We start from the raw sequence: 21,488 nt of genomic DNA on the forward strand, positions 1-21,488 counted from the left end.
CCGCACGGGCCCGGCAGATGGCCTGGGCGGGCCATGGACAACCCGTCGTGCCGTGGGGTGGTCTCAGGGGCATGACGTTCCTGCGCCGCGGCGCCGTCCTGATCTCCCCGCTGGCCGTGCTCGCCGGCTGCCTGGTCGCCGCGCCGCAGGCGCAGGCCGCTCCGGCCGACACCGCGCGTGCAGCCAAGCCCGCGTGCGCGCGCACGCTCGCGGCGTACCCGATCCTCAGGCCGGGTGACCGCAAGGCCGCCGTGCGCACCCTGCAGTGCTCGCTGAACGACGTCGGAGCCGGGCCGGTGGTCGTGGACGGGTTCTACGGCCCGCAGACCAAGGCGGCGGTCAAGAGGATCACCGACGGCTTCGAGGGCACCGGGGCCCCGCACCCCTACCGGATCAACAACGGCTTCTGGACGCTGCTGTTCGGTCGCCAGCTGCCGGACAGCAACCTCGCGATCGGCGCCCACGGTCCGGTCGTGAAGATCCTGCAACGGGCACTGCGCGCCGCGGGCGCGACCATCGTCGTCGACGGAAGCTTCGGGCCGCAGACCCAGCGCGTCGTCAAGGCCTACCAGCGCGAGCACCACATCCGGCCGGCCAACGGCGTCGTCAACGAGGACACCCGGTTCTTCCTCGGCATGGGCGGGGTGTTCGGCCAGCTCAGCTGAGCCGTGTCTCTCAATTCATGGCGGCGCCGGACGCCGCCCAGATCACGCATCCACCAGCAATTCAGAGACACGGCCTAGCGGTGACCGCCAGCTCGAGGAGGAGCGACGGCACGGCCGGGTCGTCGGCGTCGACCACCGCGACCAGGTCGAGCACGTCGTCGCGCCGGCCCGCCAGCGCCAGGCCCTCGAGCTTGGCCACCGCGCCGTCGACGAGCGGGAGCTCGGCCAGGTCGAGCACCTGCTCGCCGTCGAGCAGGGCGAGCGCGGCGCCGACCACCGGCCCGTCGTCGTAGGTCGACGGCGAGTCCTCCGCCGCCGCGCTGACCAGCACCAGCCCGCCCGGGAGGCCGATCGCGTCGGTGATCGCCAGACCCACGCCGGCGACGGTGCCGAGGTCGTAGCGCCGCACGGCGGACACCCGCACGGCCGCGGGCGCGCCGGTGGCCTGGTCGAGCAGCGCATCGAGCGCGACGTCGACGCTGGCCGTCGGTGCGCCGGCCGAGGGGAGGCCGCGCTGGAACCACCGGAGCGCCTCGCCGACGACGGTCGCGCCCTCGAGGTTGAGCTGGTCGGCGGGGACCTCGAGGACGTCCGCGACGTGCGCGTAGACCGGCGCGAGGCCCGCGACCTGGATCGCGCTCTCGGAGAGGAGCACGCAGCGCATCCGGGCCGCCGTCGACCCCGACCCGAGGGCGAGCGTCCGTCCGTCGGGGAGCGCCACCACCGCCTCGAGGTCGGGCTTGAGCGCCTTCGTGCCGGCCGCCTCCGCGAACGTGTCGTGACCCTGGACCGGAGGGAGCAGGCGGAGCCGCCGGCCCGACCCCGCCTCCCACACGCAGCCGTGGGTGGCGTCGTCCTGCACGACCAGCCAGCCGGCGGCGTACCTCGCGATGCCGGAGGCGGCCCGGACCGGCGTCCCGTCGCGGAACCGCAGGGGCGTGGCGCCGGCCAGCTCGATCCTCACGAAATGATCCGGGTGGTCATGTGAGCATGGTCTCAGGGGTACCAGCCTCGGTATGAACGTGGAGACAGGTCGGATCACCACCGACATCCCTGCTCGCCTCGACCGGCTGCCGTGGGCCCGCTGGCACTGGCTCGTCGTGATCGGTCTCGGCACCGTGTGGATCCTCGACGGCCTCGAGGTCACCATCGTCGGCTCGATGTCCGACGCCCTCAAGCCCGACGGCGACGGCCTCGGCATGAGCAGCTTCCAGGTCGGCTTCGCCGGCGCGGCGTACGTCGCCGGCGCCTGCCTGGGCGCGCTGTTCTTCGGTCAGCTGACCGACCGCCTCGGCCGCAAGAAGCTGTTCATGGTCTCACTGGGCGTCTACTCGGTGGCCACCGTGCTCACGGCGTTCTCGATGAACCCCATGTGGTACTTCGCCGCCCGGTTCCTGACCGGCACCGGCATCGGCGGCGAGTACGCCGCCATCAACTCCGCGATCGACGAGCTGATCCCCGCCAAGTACCGCGGCCGCGTCGACGTCGCCATCAACGGCTCGTTCTGGGTGGGTGCCGCCGGTGGTGCGCTGCTCACCATCCCGCTGCTCGACCCGACCGTCATCGACCAGGCCTGGGGCTGGCGGCTCGCGTTCGGCCTCGGCGCGATCCTGGCCGTCGGCATCCTCCTCGTGCGTCGCAACGTGCCGGAGAGCCCGCGCTGGCTGTTCATCCACGGGCGCGAGGACGAGGCCGAGGAGATCGTGCGCGAGATCGAGCGCACGGTGCGCGACGAGTCCGGCAAGGAGCTGCACGACGTCTCCGAGACGATCACGATCCGGCAGCGCCGGACGATCAGCATCCCGATGATCGCAAGGACGGTGTTCACGCTCTACCCGAAGCGGACGGTGCTCTGCTTCTCGCTCTTCGTCGGGCAGGCGTTCCTCTACAACGCCTTCTTCTTCACCTACGGCGACACCCTCAGCACGTTCCTCGACGTCGGCCAGACCGGGTGGTACATCGCGGTCTTCGCGGCCAGCAACTTCGCCGGTGCGCTGCTCCTGAGCCCGCTCTTCGACTCCCTGGGCCGGGTCAAGATGATCACGTTCACTTACGTCGCCTCGGGCATCCTGCTCGCCGTCACCGGCTTCTTCCTCGCGGACTTCTCGGCGGTCACGCTCACGCTGATGGGCTGCATCGTGTTCTTCATGGCCTCGGCCGGCGCGAGCGCCGCCTACCTCACGGCCAGCGAGATCTTCCCGATGGAGACCCGGGCGCTGTGCATCGCCTTCTTCTACGCGATCGGCACGGCCGCAGGCGGCATCGCCGGACCGCTGCTGTTCGGCTACCTCATCGACCACGCGACGGCCTCGAAGGACATCGGCGGCATCGCCATCGGCTACTACATCGGCGCCGCGCTGATGGTCGCGGGCGGCATCGTCGAGGCCTTCCTCGGCGTCAAGGCCGAGGGCCAGTCGCTGGAGAGCATCGCGCAGCCGCTCACCGCCGAGGACGCCGACAGCGGCGCGCCGGGCTCGACGCCGGAGCCCGCGACCGCCTGACCGGCGCCGTCCACCGCGCCGTCCACCGCGCGACCCGAGCAACCACCGAAGGAGCTCACCATGCCGATGCCACCTCCCAAGGCCAGCACCGAGGGCAAGCGGGACCGTCAGGTCTTCCACGAGATGGGCCAGATCGTCCGCGCGCTCGAGACCAACGGCCCGCAGCAGCCCGACCGGCTCGCCGACCTGGTCGGGGCGGCGTACTGGGAGCAGGACCGGTTCGACCGCGCGCTCGCGTTCGTCGTCCAGGACGGCCTGGCCTACCGCACCGACGAGGGCCTGCTCGCGGCGTCCTGATGCCGACCGGCCCACGACGCGGGAGCTCGGGGGCTCCGACCTCTGATCGGTAGGTTCGACAGGTGATCCCCGCGCTCCTCGGTCTGCTCGCGGCCGCGATCGTGGCGCTGCCGACCGGCACCGACGTCGACTACCAGCTCGGCGGCGCCGCCGACGCGCCGGCCAACGTCGGCGTGGTGGTCCGCGACCGCTCCGAGCCGCCGGCCGCGGGCCGCTACAACGTCTGCTACGTCAACGGCTTCCAGACCCAGCCCGACGAGAAGCGGTTCTGGGCCAGGCACCCCGGGCTGGTCCTGCGCGACGCCGCCGGATCGCCGGTCGTCGACGAGGCGTGGGGCGAGCGTCTGCTCGACCTCCGCACGCCGGCCCGGCGGCACGCGCTGGCCCGCATCGTCGGACGGTGGATCGCGGGCTGCGCCCGCGACGGCTACGGAGCGGTCGAGCTCGACAACCTCGACTCCTTCACCCGCAGCGACGGGCTGCTGACCCGGCGCCAGGCGACGGGGTACGCCGCGCTGCTCGTCCACCGGGCGCACCGGAACGGCCTGGCGGTCGGGCAGAAGAACCTCGCGGGCTACGACGGCACGCGGATCGGCTACGACTTCGCGGTCGCGGAGGAGTGCGGCCGCTACGACGAGTGCGGGCGCTACGTCGCCCACTACGGCGACCAGGTGCTGATGATCGAGTACCGCCCCGCCGACTTCGCCGAGACCTGCGCGGCCCACGGTGCGACGCACGCCGTGGAGCTGCGCGACCGCGACCTGACGCCCGACGGCGTCCACGGGTGGTGCTGACCGTGGCGCTGTACACGACCGAGCTGGGGGAGACGGGCAGCCGCGTGGTCTTCTGCCACGGGCTGTTCGGGCAGGGACGCAACTTCACCGCGATCGCGAAGGGGCTGACCGACGACCACCGGGTGACGCTCGTCGACATGCCCGACCACGGGCGCTCGCCATGGAGCGAGCGGTTCGACTACCTCGCGGCCGCCGACCAGGTCGCGAACCTGCTCCACGAGGACGACCCCGTCGCGCTGGTCGGCCACTCGATGGGCGGCAAGATCGCGATGCTGGCCGCGCTGCGGCACCCGGCGCTGGTCGAGCGCCTGGTGGTGGTCGACGTCGCGCCGGTGCCCTACGACCACGCGACCGAGTTCGAGGGCTACATCAAGGCCATGCGGGCCATCGACCTCGACCGGCTCGAGCGGCGCTCGCAGGCCGAGGACGCGCTGCGTGAGGCGGTGCGCAGCCCGACCGTGCGCGGCTTCCTGCTCCAGAGCCTCCGGCGCGAGCACGACCACTGGCGGTGGCTGCTCAACCTGGAGCTGCTCGGCCGCGACCTCGACTCGATCACCGGCTGGCCGGAGTCGGCGCTCGCCGGCACCGCGGCGTACGACGGACCGGTGCTGTGGGTCGGCGGCGCCGACTCGGCGTACGTCCGGGCGGACTACGCCGAGGCGATGGACCGCTGGTTCCCGCGCAACCGCCGGGTCACCGTCAAGGGCGCCGGGCACTGGGTGCATAGCGAGCAGCCCGAGGTGTTCGCGGAGGTGCTCCGCCGGTTCGTCGACTGAGGATCCGTCCGCGCCGCCAGCGGGGGGTCGCAGGTCAGCTCGCAGCCGGATCGCGGGTGCGTGCGCGGTAGGCCGCCACGGCGTTGCGGTTGCCGCAGGTCGTCGAGCAGAACCGCCGCGAGCGGTTGCGGGACAGGTCGAGCACCACGCCCTCGCAGGTCTCGTCGGCGCAGACCGAGAGGCGTGAGAGCTCGTCGGCGCGGACGACGTCGATCATCGCCATCGCGGTCTCGACGAGGATGCGGCGGGCCAGCGGCTGGTCGGTGCCGATCGCGTGGATGTGCCAGCCGAGCTGGTCGTGCCGCACCAGCTGGGGGACCGCCTGCGTCTCGCCGAGCATCTCGTTGACCAGCGACACCGCGGTCTCGTCGTCGGCCGCCGTGAGCACCGCGCGGAGCCGGGGCCGCAGCGCGCGGACGGCGTCGAGCTCCGCCCGGGTGTGGTCGCGCCGACCGGAGTACTGGTAGGCGTCCCAGACCCGGTCGAGGTCCTCGTCGGTGGTGAGGGTGTCGGGGTCCAGGGCGCTGTTGGCCAGGGTCACCGCGGCCTGCAGCGCTAGCTCGGTGTCATGGGTGAAAACCACGTTGACACATTACCTCACCCGACCGTAGTGTCATGTGTCATGACGGCGATGACTCATGACGCACCGCTCGATGCCGTCGGCGGTCGCGGCGCAGCGCCGTCGCGGCTCACGGCCGGGCTGCTCTTCGCCCTGGTGTCGGCGGTCTCCTTCGGCATGTCAGGGGCGCTCGCGCGCGGCCTGATCGAGACCGGGTGGAGCGCCGGCGCGATGACGCTGGTGCGGGTGGCGCTGGCCGCGGTGGCGCTCACGCCGCTCGGCCTCGCGTCGCTGCGCGGTCGCTGGGTGCTCCTGCGCCGCAACCTCGGGCTGCTGGGCGCCTACGGCGTGATCGCCGTCGCGGGCGCGCAGTTCTGCTACTTCTCCGCGGTCCAGCACATGCAGGTCGGGCCGGCCATCCTCATGGAGTTCACGGCGCCGGCGGTGGTCGTGGTCTACCTCTGGCTGCGGCACGGCCAGCGGCCGAGCCGGATGACGCTGGCGGGCGCGGCCGTGGCCGCCGCGGGGCTGGTGCTCGTCCTCGACCTGGTCTCGGGCGCCGACCTCAGCCTCCCGGGCGTCCTCTGGGCGCTGGGTGCGATGGTCGGCTGCGCGACCTACTTCATCATCAGCGCCGATGAGGACAACGGCCTCCCGCCGCTGGTCCTCGCGTGGGCGGGGCTCCTCGTCGGTGCGCTCGCCCTCGCCCTGCTCGGGATCGTCGGCGTGCTGCCCATGCGAACCTCGACCGCCACCACGTCGTACGCCGACGTGGAGGTCGCCTGGTGGGTCCCGCTGGTCGTGCTCGGGCTGGTCACCGCGGCGCTGTCCTACGTCGCCGGGATCGCCGCCGGACGACGGCTGGGCTCGCGGCTGGCCTCCTTCGTGGCGCTGCTCGAGGTGGTGGCCAGCGTGTTCTGGGCGTGGCTGCTGCTCCACGAGCTCCCGGGCACCGTCCAGCTCTTCGGCGGGCTGCTGATCCTGGCCGGCGTGGTGGGCGTCAAGCTCGGCGAGCGGTCCGTGGTCGTCCGGACGTCGGCTCCCGCCTGACGCCGGGTCAGTCGAGCGACTCTACGTAGTCGAGCGAGCAGATGGTGAGCAGCCGGGCCGCGATCGAGCCGGGTGCCGCCACGAACGTGATCGTCGCGCCGTTCTGGCGGGCGACGGCCTTCGACGAGGCGAGCACCCCGATCGCCGGGCTGGGCATGAACGTCACGTCGCCGAGGTCGATCGCCAGGTCGGAGCTGAGCTCGTCGGTGGCCTTGGAGATCGTGGTGCGGAGGTTGCCGCTGGCCACCTCGTCGAGCTCGCCGTGCAGCACGAGGACGCGACGGTCCTCGTCGAGGTCGAAGCTGAACGGCGTGATCACAGCGGCAGACTAGTCCCTCCGCAGGTCAGGAGCACTGTCGGCGGTCGCGGAAAGTTTCCGGGTCCGAGGTGCAACGGGTGCGCCCCGGCGCGCGTGTTCCGTGAGTGGATGTGGACGTGGAGCCGGACCGGGTGGCCGTGACCGCGCCCCCGTCGTTCGACGACTGGGTGGCCGCGCGAGGCGCCAGCCTGCTGCGGTTCGCCTACGTCGTCACCGGCTCGCAGCACGCCGCGGAGGACGCCGCCCAGGACGCGCTGGCGCGCGCGTGCGAGCGATGGGACCGGGTCGGCCGCACCGCCGACCCGGACAGCTACGTGCGCCGCATGGTGGTCAACGCCCACATCTCCCGGTGGCGGCGGACCCGCCGCGAGGCGCCTGTCGAGGTCCTCCCAGGGGCCGGTGAGGGCGCCGACCACGCGGCCCGGGTGAGCACCGCCGACGCCGTCTTGGCGGTCTGCCGCGACCTCCCGCCGCGCCAGCGGGCCGCTGTCGTGCTGCGGTTCTACGAGGACCTCGACTACCCCGAGATCGCGAGCCTCCTGGGGTGCTCGGAGGTGACGGTCCGCTCCCACGTCCACCGCGCGCTCGCGGCCCTGCGCTCCCGTCTGTCCGAGGAGGACCGATGACCGACGACCCTCACGACGCCGAGCTCGAGCGGGCGTTCCGCGACGGGCTCCGCCAGGTCGCCGACCGGGCCGAGGTCGGCGTGCCCCTGGCCGAGCGTGCGCACGGAGCCGCCCGGGGCCGGCGGCGCCGGCGGTGGACCGTCGTCGGCACCGTGGCCGCGGTCGTCGCCGTCTCGGGAGTGGCGGTGGCGGTGCGCTCGGACGGTGACGACCCGGCGCGGCGTCCCGCGGACCACGCTGTAGCCCAGCCCACGAGTGCGCCCGTCGCCGAGTGGCGCGCGGAGTCCTGGCACGGGCTGACCGTCGACGTGCCGGCCGACTGGGGCTGGGGGACCGCCCCGATGAGGTTCGCCGAGGACGGCGACCGGGGGCAGGCGTACTTCTGCGGCGGTCCCGGTGCCGAGGTCGCGGTCGGAGGCGGCCGGCCGGCCGCCTCCGGGAAGGACCTGCCCTGGGTCGGGCGGCCGATCATGCTCTCGGACGCCTGCGGTGCTCAGCTCTACCCGGAGCCGCCGCCCGCGCCGTACGTCTGGCTCGGGGCCGACGTCGACCCCGGCAGCGTCGACCTGGGGGACGGGTACGCGCAGGAGACCGTCGAGGCGTTCGGCACCACGCTCACCGTGGCCAGCCCGGACCCGGCGTTCCGTGAGCACGTCATCGACTCCGCGCGCGCCACGACCGGGTGTGCCACCAGTCTCGACGGGCCGCCGGCACCGCTGGGCATGCCGGTGGAGGGGCTCGAGCCGGTGCACTCCGCCCGGGTCTGCGCCTACCGGCGGCTCTACGACGACCAGCCCTTCGAGCTGGTCTACGCCACGACGCTCGACGAGCCGACGGCGCAGGAGCTGTACTCCCGCGGCACCGGGAGGGGCACCGCGTCCTGCGGGGCCAACCCCTACGAGTACGTCACCGTCACCTTCTCCGGCAAGGACCGGATGGGGACGGCGGAGCTCACCGCGGACTGGGTGGTCGACCCGGGGTGCCGCGCGGTCTCGCTCGGTGGAGGGGCCTGGGCGCCGCTGACCCAGAGGGGGATGGCGCTGTGGTCCGCCAACGGCGTCCGGGTGACCCTCACCGCCTTCATCGGGATCCTGGGTTAGACATCGATCCGCAGCCGCACCGTCACGACGTCGCCGACGGCTATGCCCTCGGGCTTGCGGAGCGCGTCCTTGAGCGGGACGACGTAGGAGCCGTCCTTGGGCCACAGCGCCGTGGTCAGCGTGGTCTCGCCGACGGTCACCGCGACCGGGACCATGCCCCAGCCGTAGGTCACCGCCGCGGCGACGTCGCGGATCTCGTCGGCGTCGTCCGGGGGCACCCGCACGAAGTGGTACGGCGCCGGGCCGCGCCACTCGAAGACCGCATCGCTGAACTCGAGCTCCATCGCCCGGTCAGCGCTGGTCCTGCCGGCGGATGAACACCTCGCGCGTCAGCATCAGGATCGCCGCCGCGGTCGGGATCGCGAGCAGCGCACCGACCACGCCGAGGAGCGCGGCACCGACCAGCGCCGAGATCACCGTGACCGCGCCGGGGACGTCGACCGACTTCGACATCACCCGCGGGTAGATGACGTAGTTCTCGACCTGCTGGTAGACGACGTAGAAGATCACGCAGGCGATGCCGATCTTGGGGTCCTCGGCGAAGGCGATCGCGGTGACCACGACGGCGCCGATGGTCGCGCCGATCATCGGGATGACGTCGAGGAGCGCGACCACGAAGGCGAGCGCGACGGCGTACTCCCCGAGGCCGACGGCGAACAGGAAGACCAGCGAGGAGATGCCGGCGCACGTCGCCACGATGAACGCGCCGGAGACGTAGCCCCCGACCCCCTCGATGATGCGGTCGCCGAGCCTGCCGACCCGGTCGCGGCGCGAGGCCGGGGCCAGCCGGTAGAGAGCCTTCTTGGTGGTGTCGAGCGAGGAGAGGAAGTAGAGCGTGAGCACCAGGATGATGAACGCGTTGAACAGGGCGCCCAGCACCGCCAGGCCGAAGCCGAGCGCGCCGCCGAACAGGGTGCCCGCGAAGTCACCGCCGGTGACGTAGTCGCGGACCTTGTCGATGACGTCGTATTCCTCGTCGAGGTCCTGGATCCGCTGGTTGTTCTGCAGGCGGTCGAACCACGACGGCGCCTGGTCGGTGATCGACCGCACCTGGTCGGTGATCACCGGGACGATCGCGATGAGGAAGAGCAGGACGGCGATGATCACGCAGATGATCACGAGGATCACCGCATAGCTCCGCCGCAGCCCACGGCGCTCGAAGAACATCACCGCCGGGTTGAGCCCCGCTGCGAGGAACAGCGACACGACGATCAGCACCAGCGTCGAGCCGATCGCGGCGATGTTGGTCAGCAGCCAGTAGGCCACCAGCGCGCCGGTCGCGCCCACGAACCCCAGGTAGAACGGCGCGCGGTGGTCGAGCGGAGGGCCGGGCTCGCCGAGGTACGACGGACCGCCGACGACGACCTCGTCGCCGGTGTCGGCGTCGGTGTCGTGGTCGCTGTCCTCGGTCGTCTCGCGTCGTCGCGGCGCGGGCGGGTCCGTCTGATTGCTGCTCACGCTCCGCCCGGTGCCCCGTCGCTCGTCGCTCAGGCGTCCTCGTCGTCACCGAAGCCGGCGACGACGTCTCGCAGCGAGGCGAGCTGGGCGGTGATGGCGTCGCGGCGCTTGGCGAGCCGGTCCACCTCCGACCGGAGGGCGGCGACCTGGCGCTCCTTCTCGGCGTCGCCGCTGGCGACGATCGACTCGGCCTGGGTGGTGGCCGACGCGGTGATCTGCTCGGCCTCGCGCCGGGCCCGGGTCAGGATGCCCTCGGCCTCGGTCTGCGCCGCGCCGCGAGCCTCGGTGGCCTGCTGGGTCGCCTCGCGGGCGCGCTGCTCGGCGGCGGTGGCCCGCTCCTCGGCCTCCTCGACCAGCCGCTTGGTCTCGGCGAGGGCGCTGGTGTGGTGCTCGGACGCCTCCCGGGCGAGCCGCTCGCGGTCCACCGCCAGCATCCGCCGCGCCTCCTGGACCTCACGGTCGACCGCCGCCTTGGCCTGCTCGGCCTCGCGCTGGGCTCCGGTGCGCAGCTCGCTGACCTCCTGCTGCACGGCCAACCGGAGCTGGTCGGCCTGGCGCTGCGCGCTGGCGAGCACATCGGCGGCCTCGCTCTTGGCGTTGCTGCGCTCCTGCTCGGCCTCGGTCATCAGGCGGGCGCGGTGGTCCTCGAGCTCCTTGGTCTGGACGATCCGCAGCTCCTCGGCCTCGCGGCTGGCGTCGGCCTTGATCGCCTGGGCGTCGCGGGCGGCCTGCTCGCGGATCTCCTCGGCGTCGCGCTGGGCGACCGCGCGCATCTCGGCGGCCTCCTCCTCAGCGAGGCGCAGCATCGCGCTCGCCCGGCCGCCGAGGCCGGCGTAGGACGGCTCCTGCGCCTCGGTGATCTGGCTGCGCGCCTCCACGAGCTCGCTCTCGAGCTCGCCGATGCGGGCCTCGGCTCGGGCCGCGCGCTGGCCGAGGTCGGCCTGGTCGGCGGCGAGCTGGCGGAGCCGGGCGTCGACGGCGTCCTTGTCGTAGCCGCCGCGACGGACCGTTGGCAGCGGAGGGAGCGGCGCGGCCTTGGCGGCCGGCGCTGCGGGTGCGGCGGGTGCGGGCGGGACCACGGGCCGGGCCTGGACCGGCACCTGCCGGGTGGCCTCGGGGGCGGCCTTCGCGGGCGCAGCCTTCACGGGTGCGGCCGCGGCCTTCGGCTCCTCCACCTCCGCCGCGACGTCGTCCGTCTCGTCGAGGGTCAGGTCGTCGGGGAGCGGGGGGATCACCTGGGTCTTCTCGGCGTCGACGTCGGTGTCCGTGTCGGCGTCGACGTCCTCGAGGTCGGCGTCCTGTGCCGTCGCGTCGGTCTCGTCACCCGTGGAGCCCTGCGGGCCGCTCCGCTCGTCGTCTTCGTCGTCGAAGATGGACAGGCCCTGGTTGTCCTGGTTGCTCATGGGGGGACGAGCTCCTTCGCATGGGGACGCGTGAACTCCGCCCATCCTCCACGATCGACCGGGGTTTGGCACACCCGGTCAGGACGTCTGCGTTCAGACGCCCCGGAACCGGTTGATGGCGTCCTCGTGCCGGGCGCGGAACTCCGGGTCGCGGACGCCGAGACCCTCCTGCGGAGCCAGGCACAGCACCCCGACCTTGCCCTGGTGGGTGTTGTGGTGGACGTCGAGCGCCGCCTGCCCGACCTCGTCGAGCGGGTAGGTCCGCGACAGCGTCGGGTGGATCTTGCCCTTGGCGATCAGGCGGTTGGCCTCCCACGACTCGCGGTAGTTGGCGAAGTGGGAGGAGATGATCCGCTTGAGGTTCATCCAGAGGTAGCGGTTGTCGTACTCGTGCATGTAGCCGCTGGTGGACGCGCAGGTCGTGATGGTGCCGCCCTTGCGGGTCACGAACACGCTGGCGCCGAAGGTCTCGCGGCCCGGGTGCTCGAAGACGATGTCGATGTCCTCGCCGCCGGTCAGCTCGCGGATCCGGGCGCCGAGCCGCTTCCACTCGCTCGGGTCCTGGGTCTGCGGGTCCTTCCAGAACCGGTAGCCCTCCTCGCTGCGGTTGATCACGAGCTCGGCACCCATGGAGCGGCAGATCTCCGCCTTGTCCTCGGAGGAGACCACGCAGACCGGGGTGGCGCCGCCGTTGAGGGCGTACTGCGTGGCGAAGCCGCCGAGCCCGCCCGAGGCGCCCCAGATCAGGACGTTGTCGCCCTGCTTCATGTCGCCGCCGTTCTTGGAGACCAGCTGGCGGTACGCCGTGCAGTTGACCAGGCCGGGGGAGGCGGCCTCCTCCCAGGTCAGGTGCGCGGGCTTGGGCATGAGCTGGTTGGCCTTGACCAGCGCGACGTCCGCGAGCCCGCCGAAGTTGGTCTCGAACCCCCAGATCCGCTGCTGCGGGTCGAGCATCGTGTCGTCGTGGCCGTCGGGGTCCTCGAGCTCGACGCTCAGGCAGTGCGCGACGACCTCGGTGCCGGGCTTCCACCGGGTCACGCCGGGGCCTGTGCGCAGCACGACGCCGGCCAGGTCCGAGCCGACCACGTGGTAGGGCAGGTCGTGCCGCTTGGTCAGCGGGGAGAGTCGGCCGTAGCGCTCGAGGAACCCGAACGTCGAGACCGGCTCGAAGATCGAGGTCCAGACGGTGTTGTAGTTGATCGCGGAGGCCATCACCGCCACCAGTGCCTCGCCCGGGCCGAGCTCGGGGAGGGCGACGTCCTCGACGTGGAGCGACTTGCGCGGGTCCTTGTCGCGCGACTCCATTCCCTCGAACATCTCCACCTCGTCCTTGTGCACCGTCGCGGCGCGGTAGGACTCGGGCAGGTCGAGGCTGGCGAACTCCTCGGGAGGCGTGTCACCGGCGAGGATGGCGTCGAGGATCTGCTGCATGAGTGGAAGTTACCTGTCAGTAGTAGCTGTGTTCGACTGGTTGTGACCTAGTTCGCGCTGCCCCGGGCGCGGTCCCAGCGTGAGTTGCGGTGATCTCTCTCGCTGGCGCGGCTTCGTTCCTCAGCCGCGCCGCTCGCTCGATCCGCGCTCGCCCACGTAGCCCGCTCGTTCCTCGCGGGCTACGGCTCGCTTGGCTCCACGAGCTCCACGAGGATGCCGCCGGCGTCCTTGGGGTGGATGAAGTTGACCCGCGAGTCGGAGGTACCCCGCTTGGGCTCGTCGTAGAGCAGCCGCAGGCCGCGCTCGCGGAGGGTGGCCGAGACCGCGTCGAGGTCGGCGACCCGGTAGGCGAGCTGCTGGATGCCGGGGCCGGAGCGGTCGAGGAACCTGGCGATCGTCGACTCGTCGTTCAGCGGCGCGAGGAGCTGGATGCAGGCGCCGGAGTCGCCGACCGCCATCATCGCCTCGCGGACGCCCTGCTCCTCGTTCACCTCCTGGTGCGCCAGGCGCATGCCGTAGGTGGTCTCGTAGAACGCGATCGCCTCGTCGAGGTCGGCCACCGCGACGCCGACGTGGTCGATCGCCGTGAACAGGCCCGGGAGCGGCGCGGAAGACGTGTCGGAGGTCATGCTGGGCATGGTTACAGAGCGCTAACCCGCGAAGTAAGGTCGATCCCACCATCCGTGGCGTTGGCTTCGTCACGTCGAGTCGCTGCAGTGGAGGTTTGGCGCATGTCCGACAACCCATCCGTGATCGTCGCCGGGGCCCGCACGCCGATCGGCCGTCTCCTCGGCGGTCTCAAGGACCTCACCGCCGCCGACCTGGGCGGGGTCGCCATCAAGGGCGCCCTCGAGAAGGCCGGTGTCTCGGGCGACCAGGTCGACTACGTGATCATGGGCCAGGTGATCCTGGCCGGCGCCGGGCAGAACCCCGCGCGCAACGCGGCGGTGGCCGGCGGGATCCCGATGAGCGTCCCGTCGATCACCGTCAACAAGGTCTGCCTCTCCGGCCTCAACTCGATCGCGATGGCCGACCAGCTGATCCGGGCCGGCGAGGTCGAGATCGTCGTCGCCGGCGGCATGGAGTCGATGACCAACGCGCCCCACCTGCTGCCGAAGTCCCGCGAGGGGTTCAAGTACGGCGACACGGCGCTGGTCGACTCGATGGCCTACGACGCACTGTTCGACCAGGTCACCCAGCAGGCGATGGGCCTGCTGACCGAGGAGATCAACGGCGCCGCGCACAACCTCACCCGCGAGGAGCAGGACGAGTTCGCCGCCCGCTCGCACCAGCGCGCCGCCGAGGCCTGGAAGAACGGCCTCTTCGACGACGAGGTCGTCCCGGTCCCCGTGCCGCAGCGCAAGGGCGACCCGGTGATGGTGACCACCGACGAGGGCGTCCGCGGCGACACCACCGTCGAGTCGCTGTCCAAGCTGCGCCCGGCGTTCAGCAAGGAGGGCACCATCACGGCCGGCACGTCGTCGCAGATCTCCGACGGCGCCGCCGCCGTCGTGGTGATGAGCAAGGCCAAGGCCGAGGAGCTCGGCCTGGAGTGGCTCGCCGAGATCGGCGCCCACGGCATGGTCGCCGGCCCCGACTCGAGCCTGCAGCTCCAGCCGGCCAACGCCACCGCGCTGGCCTGCCAGAAGGAAGGCATCAGCCCCACCGACCTCGACCTGGTCGAGTTCAACGAGGCGTTCGCAGCCGTCGGCATCTCGGCGGCCCGCGAGCTCGGCCTGCCCGACGAGAAGGTCAACGTCAACGGCGGCGCCATCGCCCTGGGCCACCCCGTCGGCATGTCGGGCACCCGGGTCGTGCTGACGCTCGCCCTCGAGCTCAAGCGCCGCGGCGGCGGCGTCGGTGCCGCTGCGCTGTGCGGTGGTGGCGGCCAGGGCGACGCCCTGATCGTCCGTGTCCCGTAGGGCAGAGCAGGTCGACGACCTCGTCGCGCGCGCCCGGGACGGCGAGTCCCGGGCGGTGGCGCGGCTGGTCTCCATGGTCGAGGACGGCTCGCCCCAGCTGCGCCAGGTGATGGCGGCTCTGACGCCGCACGCCGGCCACGCGCACGTCGTCGGCGTCACCGGGTCGCCGGGGGTCGGGAAGTCGACGACGACCAGCGCGCTGGTCACCGAGCTCCGCAAGGCGGGCAAGCGGGTCGGCGTGCTCGCGGTGGACCCGTCCTCGCCGTTCTCCGGCGGCGCGCTGCTCGGCGACCGGATCCGGATGCAGGACCACGCGACCGACCCGGGCGTCTTCATCCGCTCGATGGCCTCGCGCGGGCACCTCGGTGGCCTGTCGTGGACGACGCCGCAGGCGCTCCGCGTGCTCGACGCCGCGGGCTGCGACGTGGTGGTTGTCGAGACGGTCGGGGTCGGCCAGAGCGAGGTCGAGATCGCCGGCACGGCCGACACCACGGTCGTGCTCATGGCGCCGGGCCTCGGCGACGGCATCCAGGCCGCCAAGGCGGGCATCCTCGAGATCGGCGACGTCTACGCCGTCAACAAGGCCGACCGCGACGGCGCCGAGCAGGTACGCCGCGAGCTCCGCTCGGCCATCGCTCTCGCCGACCGGCCGGAAGGCGCCTGGAAGCCGCCGATCGTGCTCACCGTGGCCCAGGAGGGCCGGGGCGTCGACGAGCTGGTGAGCGAGCTCGACCGGCACCGCACCTGGCTGGAGGAGCACGGTGAGCTGGTGCGCCGGCGTACGTGCCGTGCCCGCGAGGAGATCGAGGCCATCGCCGTCGCCGCGCTGCGCGAGCGGTGGGAGGGCGGGATCGACGTCCACGACGGCCTCGACGCGCTCGCCGAGGCCGTCGTGGCCGGGGTCAAGGACCCCTACGCCGCCGCCGACGAGCTGGTCGCCAGCGCCACCGACTGACCAGGGTCGACCTCGGCCCGTGGCCGCCCGGGAAGGAACGCCGCGGCGAGCGCCACGGCGACCGTGGTGGCGACGAGGTAGACCAGGCTCGCCTCGAAGGCGTCGACCATGCCGTCGTCGAGGCGGCCGAAGAAGATGATCCCGACCAGGGCGACGCCCACCGCGTTGCCGATCTGCTGCAGCGTCGACGACGTGCCCGAGACGGCACCGGCGTGCTGCGGAGCGACCGAGCCCATCACGACCCCGACGAGCCCGGAGAGCGTCACGCCCATGCCGAACCCGCTCACGGCCAGGCCGGGCACCAGCCAGAGCACCGAGCCGCCCACGCCGACCTCCTCGACGGCGACCAGCTCGACGACGTGCCCGGCCGCGAAGAGCAGCGCCGCCGCGGTGATGACGGTGCGGGCGCCGTAGCGGCCGAGCAGGCCGGCCGCCTGCCGGGTGCCGATCATGTAGGCCGAGGCGGTCACGGTGAAGACGACGCCCGACGCGAGCGGGCCGAGGCCGCGGCCGTTCTGGAGGTAGAGGCCGAAGACCAGGAAGTACGCCGCCATGCCGGTGAAGAGCAGCGTCTGGCCGAGGAGTCCGGCGGCCACCGCGCGGGCGCGCAGCGGCTCGAGGTCGACGAGCGGCCTGCGCCCGCCACGTCGGAGCGCGCGGCCACGCAGCGCGGCGGCACCCGCCACCAGGACGGACCCGGCGAGGCAGAGCCACGTCCAGAGCGGCCAGCTCTGACGCTGGCCCTCGACCAGGGGCAGCACCAGCGCGGTCAGCGCGCCGACGACCAGCACGGCCTCGGCGCCGTCCGGACGGGAGACCCCCGCCAGCCGGGTCTCCGGGAGCACCCGGGGAGCGGCCACGAGCGCGGCCAGGCCGATCGGCACGTTGATCAGGAAGATGGCGCGCCAGCCGGAGCCCGCGAGGTCGAGGTGAATGAGGAGCCCGCCGATCAGCTGGCCCGTCGCGGCCGCCAGGCCCATGGCGGTGGCGTACGCCCCGAGCGCGCGGACGCGGTGCGGGCCCTGGTAGACGTCGCCGATGAGGCTCAGCACCGTCGGGCCGATGAGCGCGGCCGCGGCCCCTTGGACGAGCCTGGCCAGCAGGAGGGTCTCGATGCTGGGTGCGAACCCGCACGCGGCCGAGCTGAGCACGAACAGCGCCGTGCCGAGGACGAACATCCGTCGCCGGCCCCAGAGGTCGGCGGTCCGGCTGGCCACGAGGAGCAGGCCGCCGTAGGTCAGGCCGTAGCCAGCGACCAGCCACTCCAGGGCGGTGTCGTCCGCGTGCAGGTCGCGCTGCACGGAGGGCAGCGCGACGTTGACGACGAAGAAGTCGAGGACGATGAGGAAGACGCCGGTGAGCAGCACCGTGAGCGGCCCGCGCCGGAAGGTGTCGGTGGTCATGGAACCGTTCTCGGGCCTCCCGCAACGGGAGGGTCAACCCGGTTCCATATCCGCTGGACTCTCCCGTGGGGGGAGAGTGCACGCTGGGCGCATGGCCGCGTCGACACCCGAGCTGCTCACCATCGGCGACTTCTCGAAGATGACGTTCCTGACCGTGAAGGCGCTGCGGCACTACCACGACGTGGGCCTCCTCGAGCCTGCGCGCACCGACCCCAGCAGCGGCTACCGCTACTACCGGGTCGAGCAGGTCGCCCGGGCCCGGCTGATCCGGCGGCTCCGCGACCTCGACCTGCCCGTCGACGACGTGCGCAGCGTGCTCGCGGCGCCCGACGAGGTCACCCGCAACGCCGTCATGATCGAGCACCTCGACCGGATGAGCCGCCAGCTCGAGCAGGTGCAGGACACCGTCGACTCACTGCGCCGGATGCTGGCAGGTGACGAGGCCGAGGTCCCGGTCACCCATCGCGACGAGGCGGCCACCATGGTGCTGGCCATCCGCGGTCACGTGGGCGCCGACACGGTCCTGGCGTGGTGGGTCGAGGCCTTCACCGAGCTGCACCGGCTCCTCCGCAGCGCCGGGATCGGCCGCACCGGCGCCGACGGCGCCGAGTTCCCCGCCGAGTTCTTCACCGAGGGCGCCGCCGACCTGGTCGCGTTCGTGCCGGTGGACCGGGTGCCGGCGCTGGCCGGCCGGGTGGAGGCGCTGACCCGGCCGGCGGCGACGTACGCCGTGGCCACCCACGACGGACCGATGGTCGACCTCGACGGCGCCTACTCGGCCGTCGGCCGGACCGTCCTCGAGCAGGCGCTCACCTCGGACGGCCCGGTCGTCGAGCGCTTCCTCCCCGTCGGGCACGAGGACGACCTCCTGGCCCACACCACCGAGGTCTGCTGGCCGGTCAGCGGCTGAGCCGGACCCGCTCGTCCTGGGGGTCGCCGAAGACCGACCTGAGCTCGGCGTAGCACTGCGTCCAGCGCTGGACGCCACCGAGGTCGCGCGCCTCGAAGGCGGTGGCCGCCATCCGCGACGCCAGGGTCATCGCGGACTCGGGAGCACGGGCCAGGCTCGCGTAGAGCAGGACGAACGTTGAGTTGGGCATTGCCATCGGGAGACCCACATTCTCGCCGGAGGGTGACGCATCGGGGGAAGGCGTCGCCCGATTCAACGACGGCCGGGCGCCGGTGTGATGGCAAAGCGGCACACGACGCGCCAGCGTCTAGACAGCACTGGGGTCGGCATGGTCCAGGTGGGCCAGCCGATCACCTCCGGTGGTGACCGCCGGCGGACCGATCACCCGGAATCGGCTGAGGACACCCTCCGCTGGTGCGCGGTCCGAGCGACGGGTGGGCCTGCGGACGGCGCGGCGCCCACCGACCCATCAGCAACTCTGGTAACAGTAGACGCGTACCTGTGCCCACTTCCCCAGCACGACAGGACGGACTCCACCATGAACAAGGGCGTGCTCGCCGTGCTCGTGGTCTTCTTCGGCTTCTGGATGTTCACCGACCCCCACGGCCTGGCCGACTTCACCCAGGCCACGGGCGACTCGGTCGGCGGGTGGGGGCAGCAGCTGTTCTCCTCGCTCATCGAGTTCCTCGGCGACCTCTGAGCCGGGGGTGAGCATGCTCGCTCGGATCACCGAGCCGGACGTCGGGCGCTACCTCCTGCGCGACGAGGACGAGGTCGTCGTCGACGAGGTGCGCCGCCACTGGATCGTCTTCGTGCTCCCGGTCGCGGAGCTGTGCGTGGCGCTGGTGCTGATGTTCATCGGCACCTTCGTCATCCAGCCCGCCGACCCCGGCGGCTGGCTGGTGCTGGTCGGGCTCGCGCTGTGCCTGCACGCCGCCTGGGTGACGGTCCGCGAGCGCCGCGAGTGCTTCGTGGTCACCAACATGCGGGTCTTCCGGCTGCACGGCGTCCTGTCGACGCACCGCGCGACGATGCCGCTGCACCGCATCCTCGACATCACCGTCGACAAGCCGGTCGCGGGCCGGATCCTCGGCTACGGCCACCTCACGTTCGAGTCCGCCGCCCAGGACCAGGGCCTGCGCGAGATCAGGTACGTCGGCCGGCCCGACGAGCGCGACCTGAAGATCCAGCGCGTCGTGCAGGTCGTCGGTCTCCGGGGTCCGCGGGCGGCCCAGCAGCGCTGAGCGAAGGGGCGCCCGTCGGCGCCACGCACTAGCGTCGCGGCCGTGGTCACCGCCGACGACGTGCGCGAGGTCGCGCTCGCGCTACCGCGCGCCTACGAGGTGAGCGTCCGCCAGCGGTGGAAGCTCCGGGTCGGCCAGATCGTGTTCGCGGCGTTCAGCCGCGACGAGAAGGACATGGGGTTCGGGTTCCCGAAGGCCGAGCGCGACGGGCTGATCGAGTCGGACCCCGAGACCTTCTTCCTGCCGCCGGCCGGCGACCTGCGCTACCAGTGGGTCTGCGCCCACCTCGACCGGCTCGACCTCGCCGAGATGCGTGAGCTGGTCACCGACGCGTGGCGGATGTGCACGCCGAAGATGCTGCACGACCTCCCGGAGCTGCCGCGGCCGGCGGCGCAGGCCTGGGCGGCGATCGACGCGGGGGAGTGGGGCGAGCTGCGGCCACTGCTGCACCCCTACCTCCACTGGCGCGACGGCGAGACCGCCCTGCGCGGCCGGACGACCGTGCTCCGCCACCTCCAGCAGGTGCCGACGCCGCGTCCGCCGACCGAGGTCGAGGTGCGCAACGGACAGCTCTACCGGTGGACGAGGTGACTGTGGGCCCTCTCTAGGATTGAGGCATGACGCAGCAGCCGTTCTCGCGCCCCGGGGCGATCGACCTGTCCGGGCTCAAGCGCCCCGCCGCGGGAGCGCCCCAGACGCCGGGCGGCGATGGCGGTGCCGCGCCGGCCGGCGGGGCGTCGTACTGGCTCGACGTCACCGAGGAGACCTTCCAGAGCACGGTCGAGGCCTCGCTCACCGCACCGGTCCTGCTCGTGTTCTACTCGCCCACCCGCCTGCCCGAGAGCCAGCAGATGGCCCGCGACCTGGCGACGGTGGCCGAGGAGTACGAAGGCCGGTTCCTCGCCGGGCTCGTCGACATCGACACCCAGCCGGCGATCGCCCAGGCGGTGCAGCTGCAGTCCGTGCCGTTCGTGTTCGCGGTCATCGACGGGCGCCCCCAGCCGCTCCTCCAGGACGTGCTGACCCTCGACAGCCTCCGCACCGCGGTCAACCAGGTGATGCAGCAGCTCACCGCCCAAGGCATCACCGGCCGCCACCAGCCCCGTCAGGCCGGCCCCGCCGCCGAGACCGAGGACGGCGAGCCACCGCTCGACCCCCGCTACGCCCCGGCGCAGGAAGCCCTGGCCGCCGGCGACTACGACACTGCCGTCGCGGAGTACGAGCGCCTCCTCAAGGCCAACCCCGCCGACGCCGAGGCGGCCGCGGGCCTGGCCATGGCGAAGGTGCTCCAGCGCGCCTCCGGTGCCGACGCGACCGCGGCCCGGGCAGCAGCCGACGCCAGCCCCGACGACGTCGCCGCGCAGACGCTGGCCGCCGACGTCGACCTGCTCGACGGCAACGTCGACGACGCGTTCGCGCGGCTGGTCGAGCTCGTGCGCCGCACGAGCGACGCCGACCGCAACGCCGCGCGAGAGCACCTGCTCGGCCTGTTCGCCGCCGTTGGCAACGACGACCCGCGGGTGCTCAAGGGCCGGCAGGCCCTCGCCAACGCGCTGTTCTAGGCGTTCCTAGGCCGCAGCCTCGCGCGCGCTGCCGAGCGCCTTCAGGGCGCGCTCGAACGCCTCGCCCATGAACGCCGATTCCCTCATCCCGGCGCCACCGGCTGCGAGCGCGCAGGCCAGGCCGAGGTAGTAGCCGTCGAGCCACGCCGGGTTCGGGTCCGGCACCGGGGGCAGCCACGGGGGCAGCTTCGGCCGGTGTGGGTAGGTCGGGCAGGGGTCGTCCTCCCAGTCGGCGAGCGGGGCCACCTGCTGACCGAGCTTGTCGGCGGCCCACTGCAGCCGGACCAGCTCGCGGCCGACCACGGCGCCGTACGTCTCCGGCGGAGGTCCCGGCGGCAGCGGCTGCGGGTTGAGCTCGGTGAAGACCTCCGGCGGCAGCGGCGGGAGCGGCTGCGGGTTGAGGGCCACCGGGCCGATGACGTCCCAGATCGCGGGGACGCGTGAGGCGATGATGACGAAGAGTCGTGAGTCGATGTCCATGCCCGCCAGCGTGCGCGCGGATCGCGAGGCGCC

The 21,488-nt window shown here is 72.6% G+C and carries 26 protein-coding genes; 15 read left to right on the plus strand and 11 right to left on the minus strand.

Annotation, left to right across the window (positions count from 1 at the left end; genetic code table 11):
- The first annotated feature begins 71 nt into the window (after positions 1–71).
- On the plus strand, positions 72–665 hold the full coding sequence (locus tag G514_RS0105960; RefSeq protein WP_028651005.1) for a peptidoglycan-binding domain-containing protein: 594 nt from the start codon (positions 72–74) through the stop codon (positions 663–665).
- Between the two features lie 61 nt (positions 666–726).
- On the opposite strand, the gene G514_RS0105965 is transcribed toward G514_RS0105960, so the two are convergent.
- Positions 727–1,629, minus strand: coding sequence for a DUF6910 family protein (locus tag G514_RS0105965; protein WP_028651006.1), 903 nt, complete (start codon positions 1,627–1,629; stop codon positions 727–729).
- A gap of 52 nt (positions 1,630–1,681) precedes the next feature.
- On the opposite strand from G514_RS0105965, the gene G514_RS0105970 reads away from it, so the two are divergent.
- From G514_RS0105970 to G514_RS0105985, 4 genes are all read left to right on the plus strand, one after another.
- Positions 1,682–3,166, plus strand: coding sequence for an MFS transporter (locus G514_RS0105970; RefSeq protein ID WP_028651007.1), 1,485 nt, complete (start codon positions 1,682–1,684; stop codon positions 3,164–3,166).
- A 60-nt stretch (positions 3,167–3,226) separates the two neighbouring features.
- Positions 3,227–3,463, plus strand: coding sequence for a hypothetical protein (locus G514_RS0105975; protein ID WP_028651008.1), 237 nt, complete (start codon positions 3,227–3,229; stop codon positions 3,461–3,463).
- 62 nt (positions 3,464–3,525) lie between these two features.
- Entirely contained in the window at positions 3,526–4,257 is a 732-nt protein-coding gene (locus tag G514_RS25175) for an endo alpha-1,4 polygalactosaminidase (protein WP_051246923.1), read from the plus strand.
- A 2-nt stretch (positions 4,258–4,259) separates the two neighbouring features.
- Entirely contained in the window at positions 4,260–5,033 is a 774-nt protein-coding gene (locus tag G514_RS0105985; RefSeq protein WP_028651009.1) for an alpha/beta fold hydrolase, read from the plus strand.
- A gap of 34 nt (positions 5,034–5,067) precedes the next feature.
- Here the strand turns inward: G514_RS0105985 and G514_RS0105990 are convergent, their stop codons facing one another.
- On the minus strand, positions 5,068–5,616 hold the full coding sequence (locus G514_RS0105990) for a CGNR zinc finger domain-containing protein (protein ID WP_028651010.1): 549 nt from the start codon (positions 5,614–5,616) through the stop codon (positions 5,068–5,070).
- Between the two features lie 39 nt (positions 5,617–5,655).
- On the opposite strand from G514_RS0105990, the gene G514_RS0105995 reads away from it, so the two are divergent.
- On the plus strand, positions 5,656–6,642 hold the full coding sequence (locus G514_RS0105995; RefSeq protein ID WP_028651011.1) for an EamA family transporter: 987 nt from the start codon (positions 5,656–5,658) through the stop codon (positions 6,640–6,642).
- 7 nt (positions 6,643–6,649) lie between these two features.
- Here the strand turns inward: G514_RS0105995 and G514_RS0106000 are convergent, their stop codons facing one another.
- Positions 6,650–6,961, minus strand: a complete 312-nt coding sequence (locus G514_RS0106000; protein ID WP_028651012.1) for an STAS domain-containing protein — start codon at positions 6,959–6,961, stop codon at positions 6,650–6,652.
- Positions 6,962–7,077: 116 nt separating this feature from the next.
- Between G514_RS0106000 and G514_RS0106005 the strand changes: the two genes are divergently transcribed.
- Together G514_RS0106005 and G514_RS0106010 are read left to right on the plus strand one after the other, a co-directional pair.
- On the plus strand, positions 7,078–7,587 hold the full coding sequence (locus G514_RS0106005; protein ID WP_211222056.1) for a SigE family RNA polymerase sigma factor: 510 nt from the start codon (positions 7,078–7,080) through the stop codon (positions 7,585–7,587).
- Positions 7,584–8,687: a hypothetical protein gene (locus G514_RS0106010; protein WP_028651014.1), complete on the plus strand. Its 1,104-nt coding sequence runs from the start codon at positions 7,584–7,586 to the stop codon at positions 8,685–8,687. Before G514_RS0106005 ends, G514_RS0106010 begins: the two co-directional genes overlap by 4 nt.
- Here G514_RS0106010 and G514_RS0106015 read toward each other — a convergent pair.
- The 5 genes from G514_RS0106015 to mce all read right to left on the minus strand — a co-directional run bounded on the left by G514_RS0106015 (position 8,684) and on the right by mce (position 13,608).
- Positions 8,684–8,971 carry a DUF1905 domain-containing protein gene (locus G514_RS0106015; RefSeq protein ID WP_028651015.1) on the minus strand — a complete coding sequence of 96 codons (288 nt, stop codon included), beginning with the start codon at positions 8,969–8,971 and terminating at the stop codon, positions 8,684–8,686. The genes G514_RS0106010 and G514_RS0106015 overlap by 4 nt on opposite strands.
- 7 nt (positions 8,972–8,978) lie before the next feature.
- Complete coding sequence (locus tag G514_RS25180) at positions 8,979–10,145, minus strand: AI-2E family transporter (protein ID WP_084151817.1); 1,167 nt, start codon at positions 10,143–10,145, stop codon at positions 8,979–8,981.
- 29 nt (positions 10,146–10,174) lie between these two features.
- On the minus strand, positions 10,175–11,548 hold the full coding sequence (locus G514_RS25185) for a coiled-coil domain-containing protein (protein ID WP_051246929.1): 1,374 nt from the start codon (positions 11,546–11,548) through the stop codon (positions 10,175–10,177).
- Positions 11,549–11,641: 93 nt separating this feature from the next.
- On the minus strand, positions 11,642–12,979 hold the full coding sequence (gene ccrA, locus G514_RS0106030; protein ID WP_028651016.1) for a crotonyl-CoA carboxylase/reductase: 1,338 nt from the start codon (positions 12,977–12,979) through the stop codon (positions 11,642–11,644).
- Between the two features lie 179 nt (positions 12,980–13,158).
- Positions 13,159–13,608, minus strand: a complete 450-nt coding sequence (gene mce / locus G514_RS0106035) for a methylmalonyl-CoA epimerase (protein WP_028651017.1) — start codon at positions 13,606–13,608, stop codon at positions 13,159–13,161.
- A gap of 102 nt (positions 13,609–13,710) precedes the next feature.
- On the opposite strand from mce, the gene G514_RS0106040 reads away from it, so the two are divergent.
- Positions 13,711–14,901 carry an acetyl-CoA C-acetyltransferase gene (locus G514_RS0106040; RefSeq protein ID WP_028651018.1) on the plus strand — a complete coding sequence of 397 codons (1,191 nt, stop codon included), beginning with the start codon at positions 13,711–13,713 and terminating at the stop codon, positions 14,899–14,901.
- A complete protein-coding gene (gene meaB / locus G514_RS0106045) occupies positions 14,891–15,856 on the plus strand; it encodes a methylmalonyl Co-A mutase-associated GTPase MeaB (protein ID WP_028651019.1) in 966 nt (321 codons plus the stop codon). The genes G514_RS0106040 and meaB overlap by 11 nt, the downstream gene beginning before the upstream one ends.
- Here meaB and G514_RS25190 read toward each other — a convergent pair.
- Positions 15,814–17,259: an MFS transporter gene (locus G514_RS25190; RefSeq protein WP_051246932.1), complete on the minus strand. Its 1,446-nt coding sequence runs from the start codon at positions 17,257–17,259 to the stop codon at positions 15,814–15,816. The genes meaB and G514_RS25190 overlap by 43 nt on opposite strands.
- A gap of 91 nt (positions 17,260–17,350) precedes the next feature.
- On the opposite strand from G514_RS25190, the gene G514_RS0106055 reads away from it, so the two are divergent.
- Positions 17,351–18,169, plus strand: coding sequence for a MerR family transcriptional regulator (locus tag G514_RS0106055; RefSeq protein WP_028651020.1), 819 nt, complete (start codon positions 17,351–17,353; stop codon positions 18,167–18,169).
- Here G514_RS0106055 and G514_RS0106060 read toward each other — a convergent pair.
- Positions 18,159–18,365, minus strand: coding sequence for a hypothetical protein (locus G514_RS0106060; protein WP_157544623.1), 207 nt, complete (start codon positions 18,363–18,365; stop codon positions 18,159–18,161). The two genes, G514_RS0106055 and G514_RS0106060, sit on opposite strands and share 11 nt — an antisense overlap.
- Positions 18,366–18,707: 342 nt before the next feature.
- Here G514_RS0106060 and G514_RS30150 point away from each other — a divergent pair, with 342 nt between their 5' ends.
- The 4 genes from G514_RS30150 to G514_RS0106080 are packed head-to-tail and all read left to right on the plus strand — an operon-like array spanning position 18,708 to position 20,975.
- A complete protein-coding gene (locus tag G514_RS30150; RefSeq protein WP_157544624.1) occupies positions 18,708–18,869 on the plus strand; it encodes a hypothetical protein in 162 nt (53 codons plus the stop codon).
- A 13-nt stretch (positions 18,870–18,882) separates the two neighbouring features.
- Complete coding sequence (locus tag G514_RS0106070) at positions 18,883–19,413, plus strand: PH domain-containing protein (protein WP_036563825.1); 531 nt, start codon at positions 18,883–18,885, stop codon at positions 19,411–19,413.
- Between the two features lie 42 nt (positions 19,414–19,455).
- Positions 19,456–20,004 (plus strand): MmcQ/YjbR family DNA-binding protein, encoded by a 549-nt coding sequence (locus tag G514_RS30845; protein WP_211222057.1) that lies wholly within the window; start codon positions 19,456–19,458, stop codon positions 20,002–20,004.
- A gap of 26 nt (positions 20,005–20,030) precedes the next feature.
- A complete protein-coding gene (locus tag G514_RS0106080) occupies positions 20,031–20,975 on the plus strand; it encodes a co-chaperone YbbN (RefSeq protein WP_028651023.1) in 945 nt (314 codons plus the stop codon).
- Positions 20,976–20,981: 6 nt separating this feature from the next.
- Here the strand turns inward: G514_RS0106080 and G514_RS25200 are convergent, their stop codons facing one another.
- Entirely contained in the window at positions 20,982–21,455 is a 474-nt protein-coding gene (locus G514_RS25200) for a hypothetical protein (RefSeq protein ID WP_051246935.1), read from the minus strand.
- Positions 21,456–21,488 lie beyond the last annotated feature (33 nt).

It is taken from the genome of Nocardioides halotolerans DSM 19273, from assembly GCF_000422805.1.
Taxonomy (GTDB): Bacteria; Actinomycetota; Actinomycetes; order Propionibacteriales; family Nocardioidaceae; genus Nocardioides; species Nocardioides halotolerans.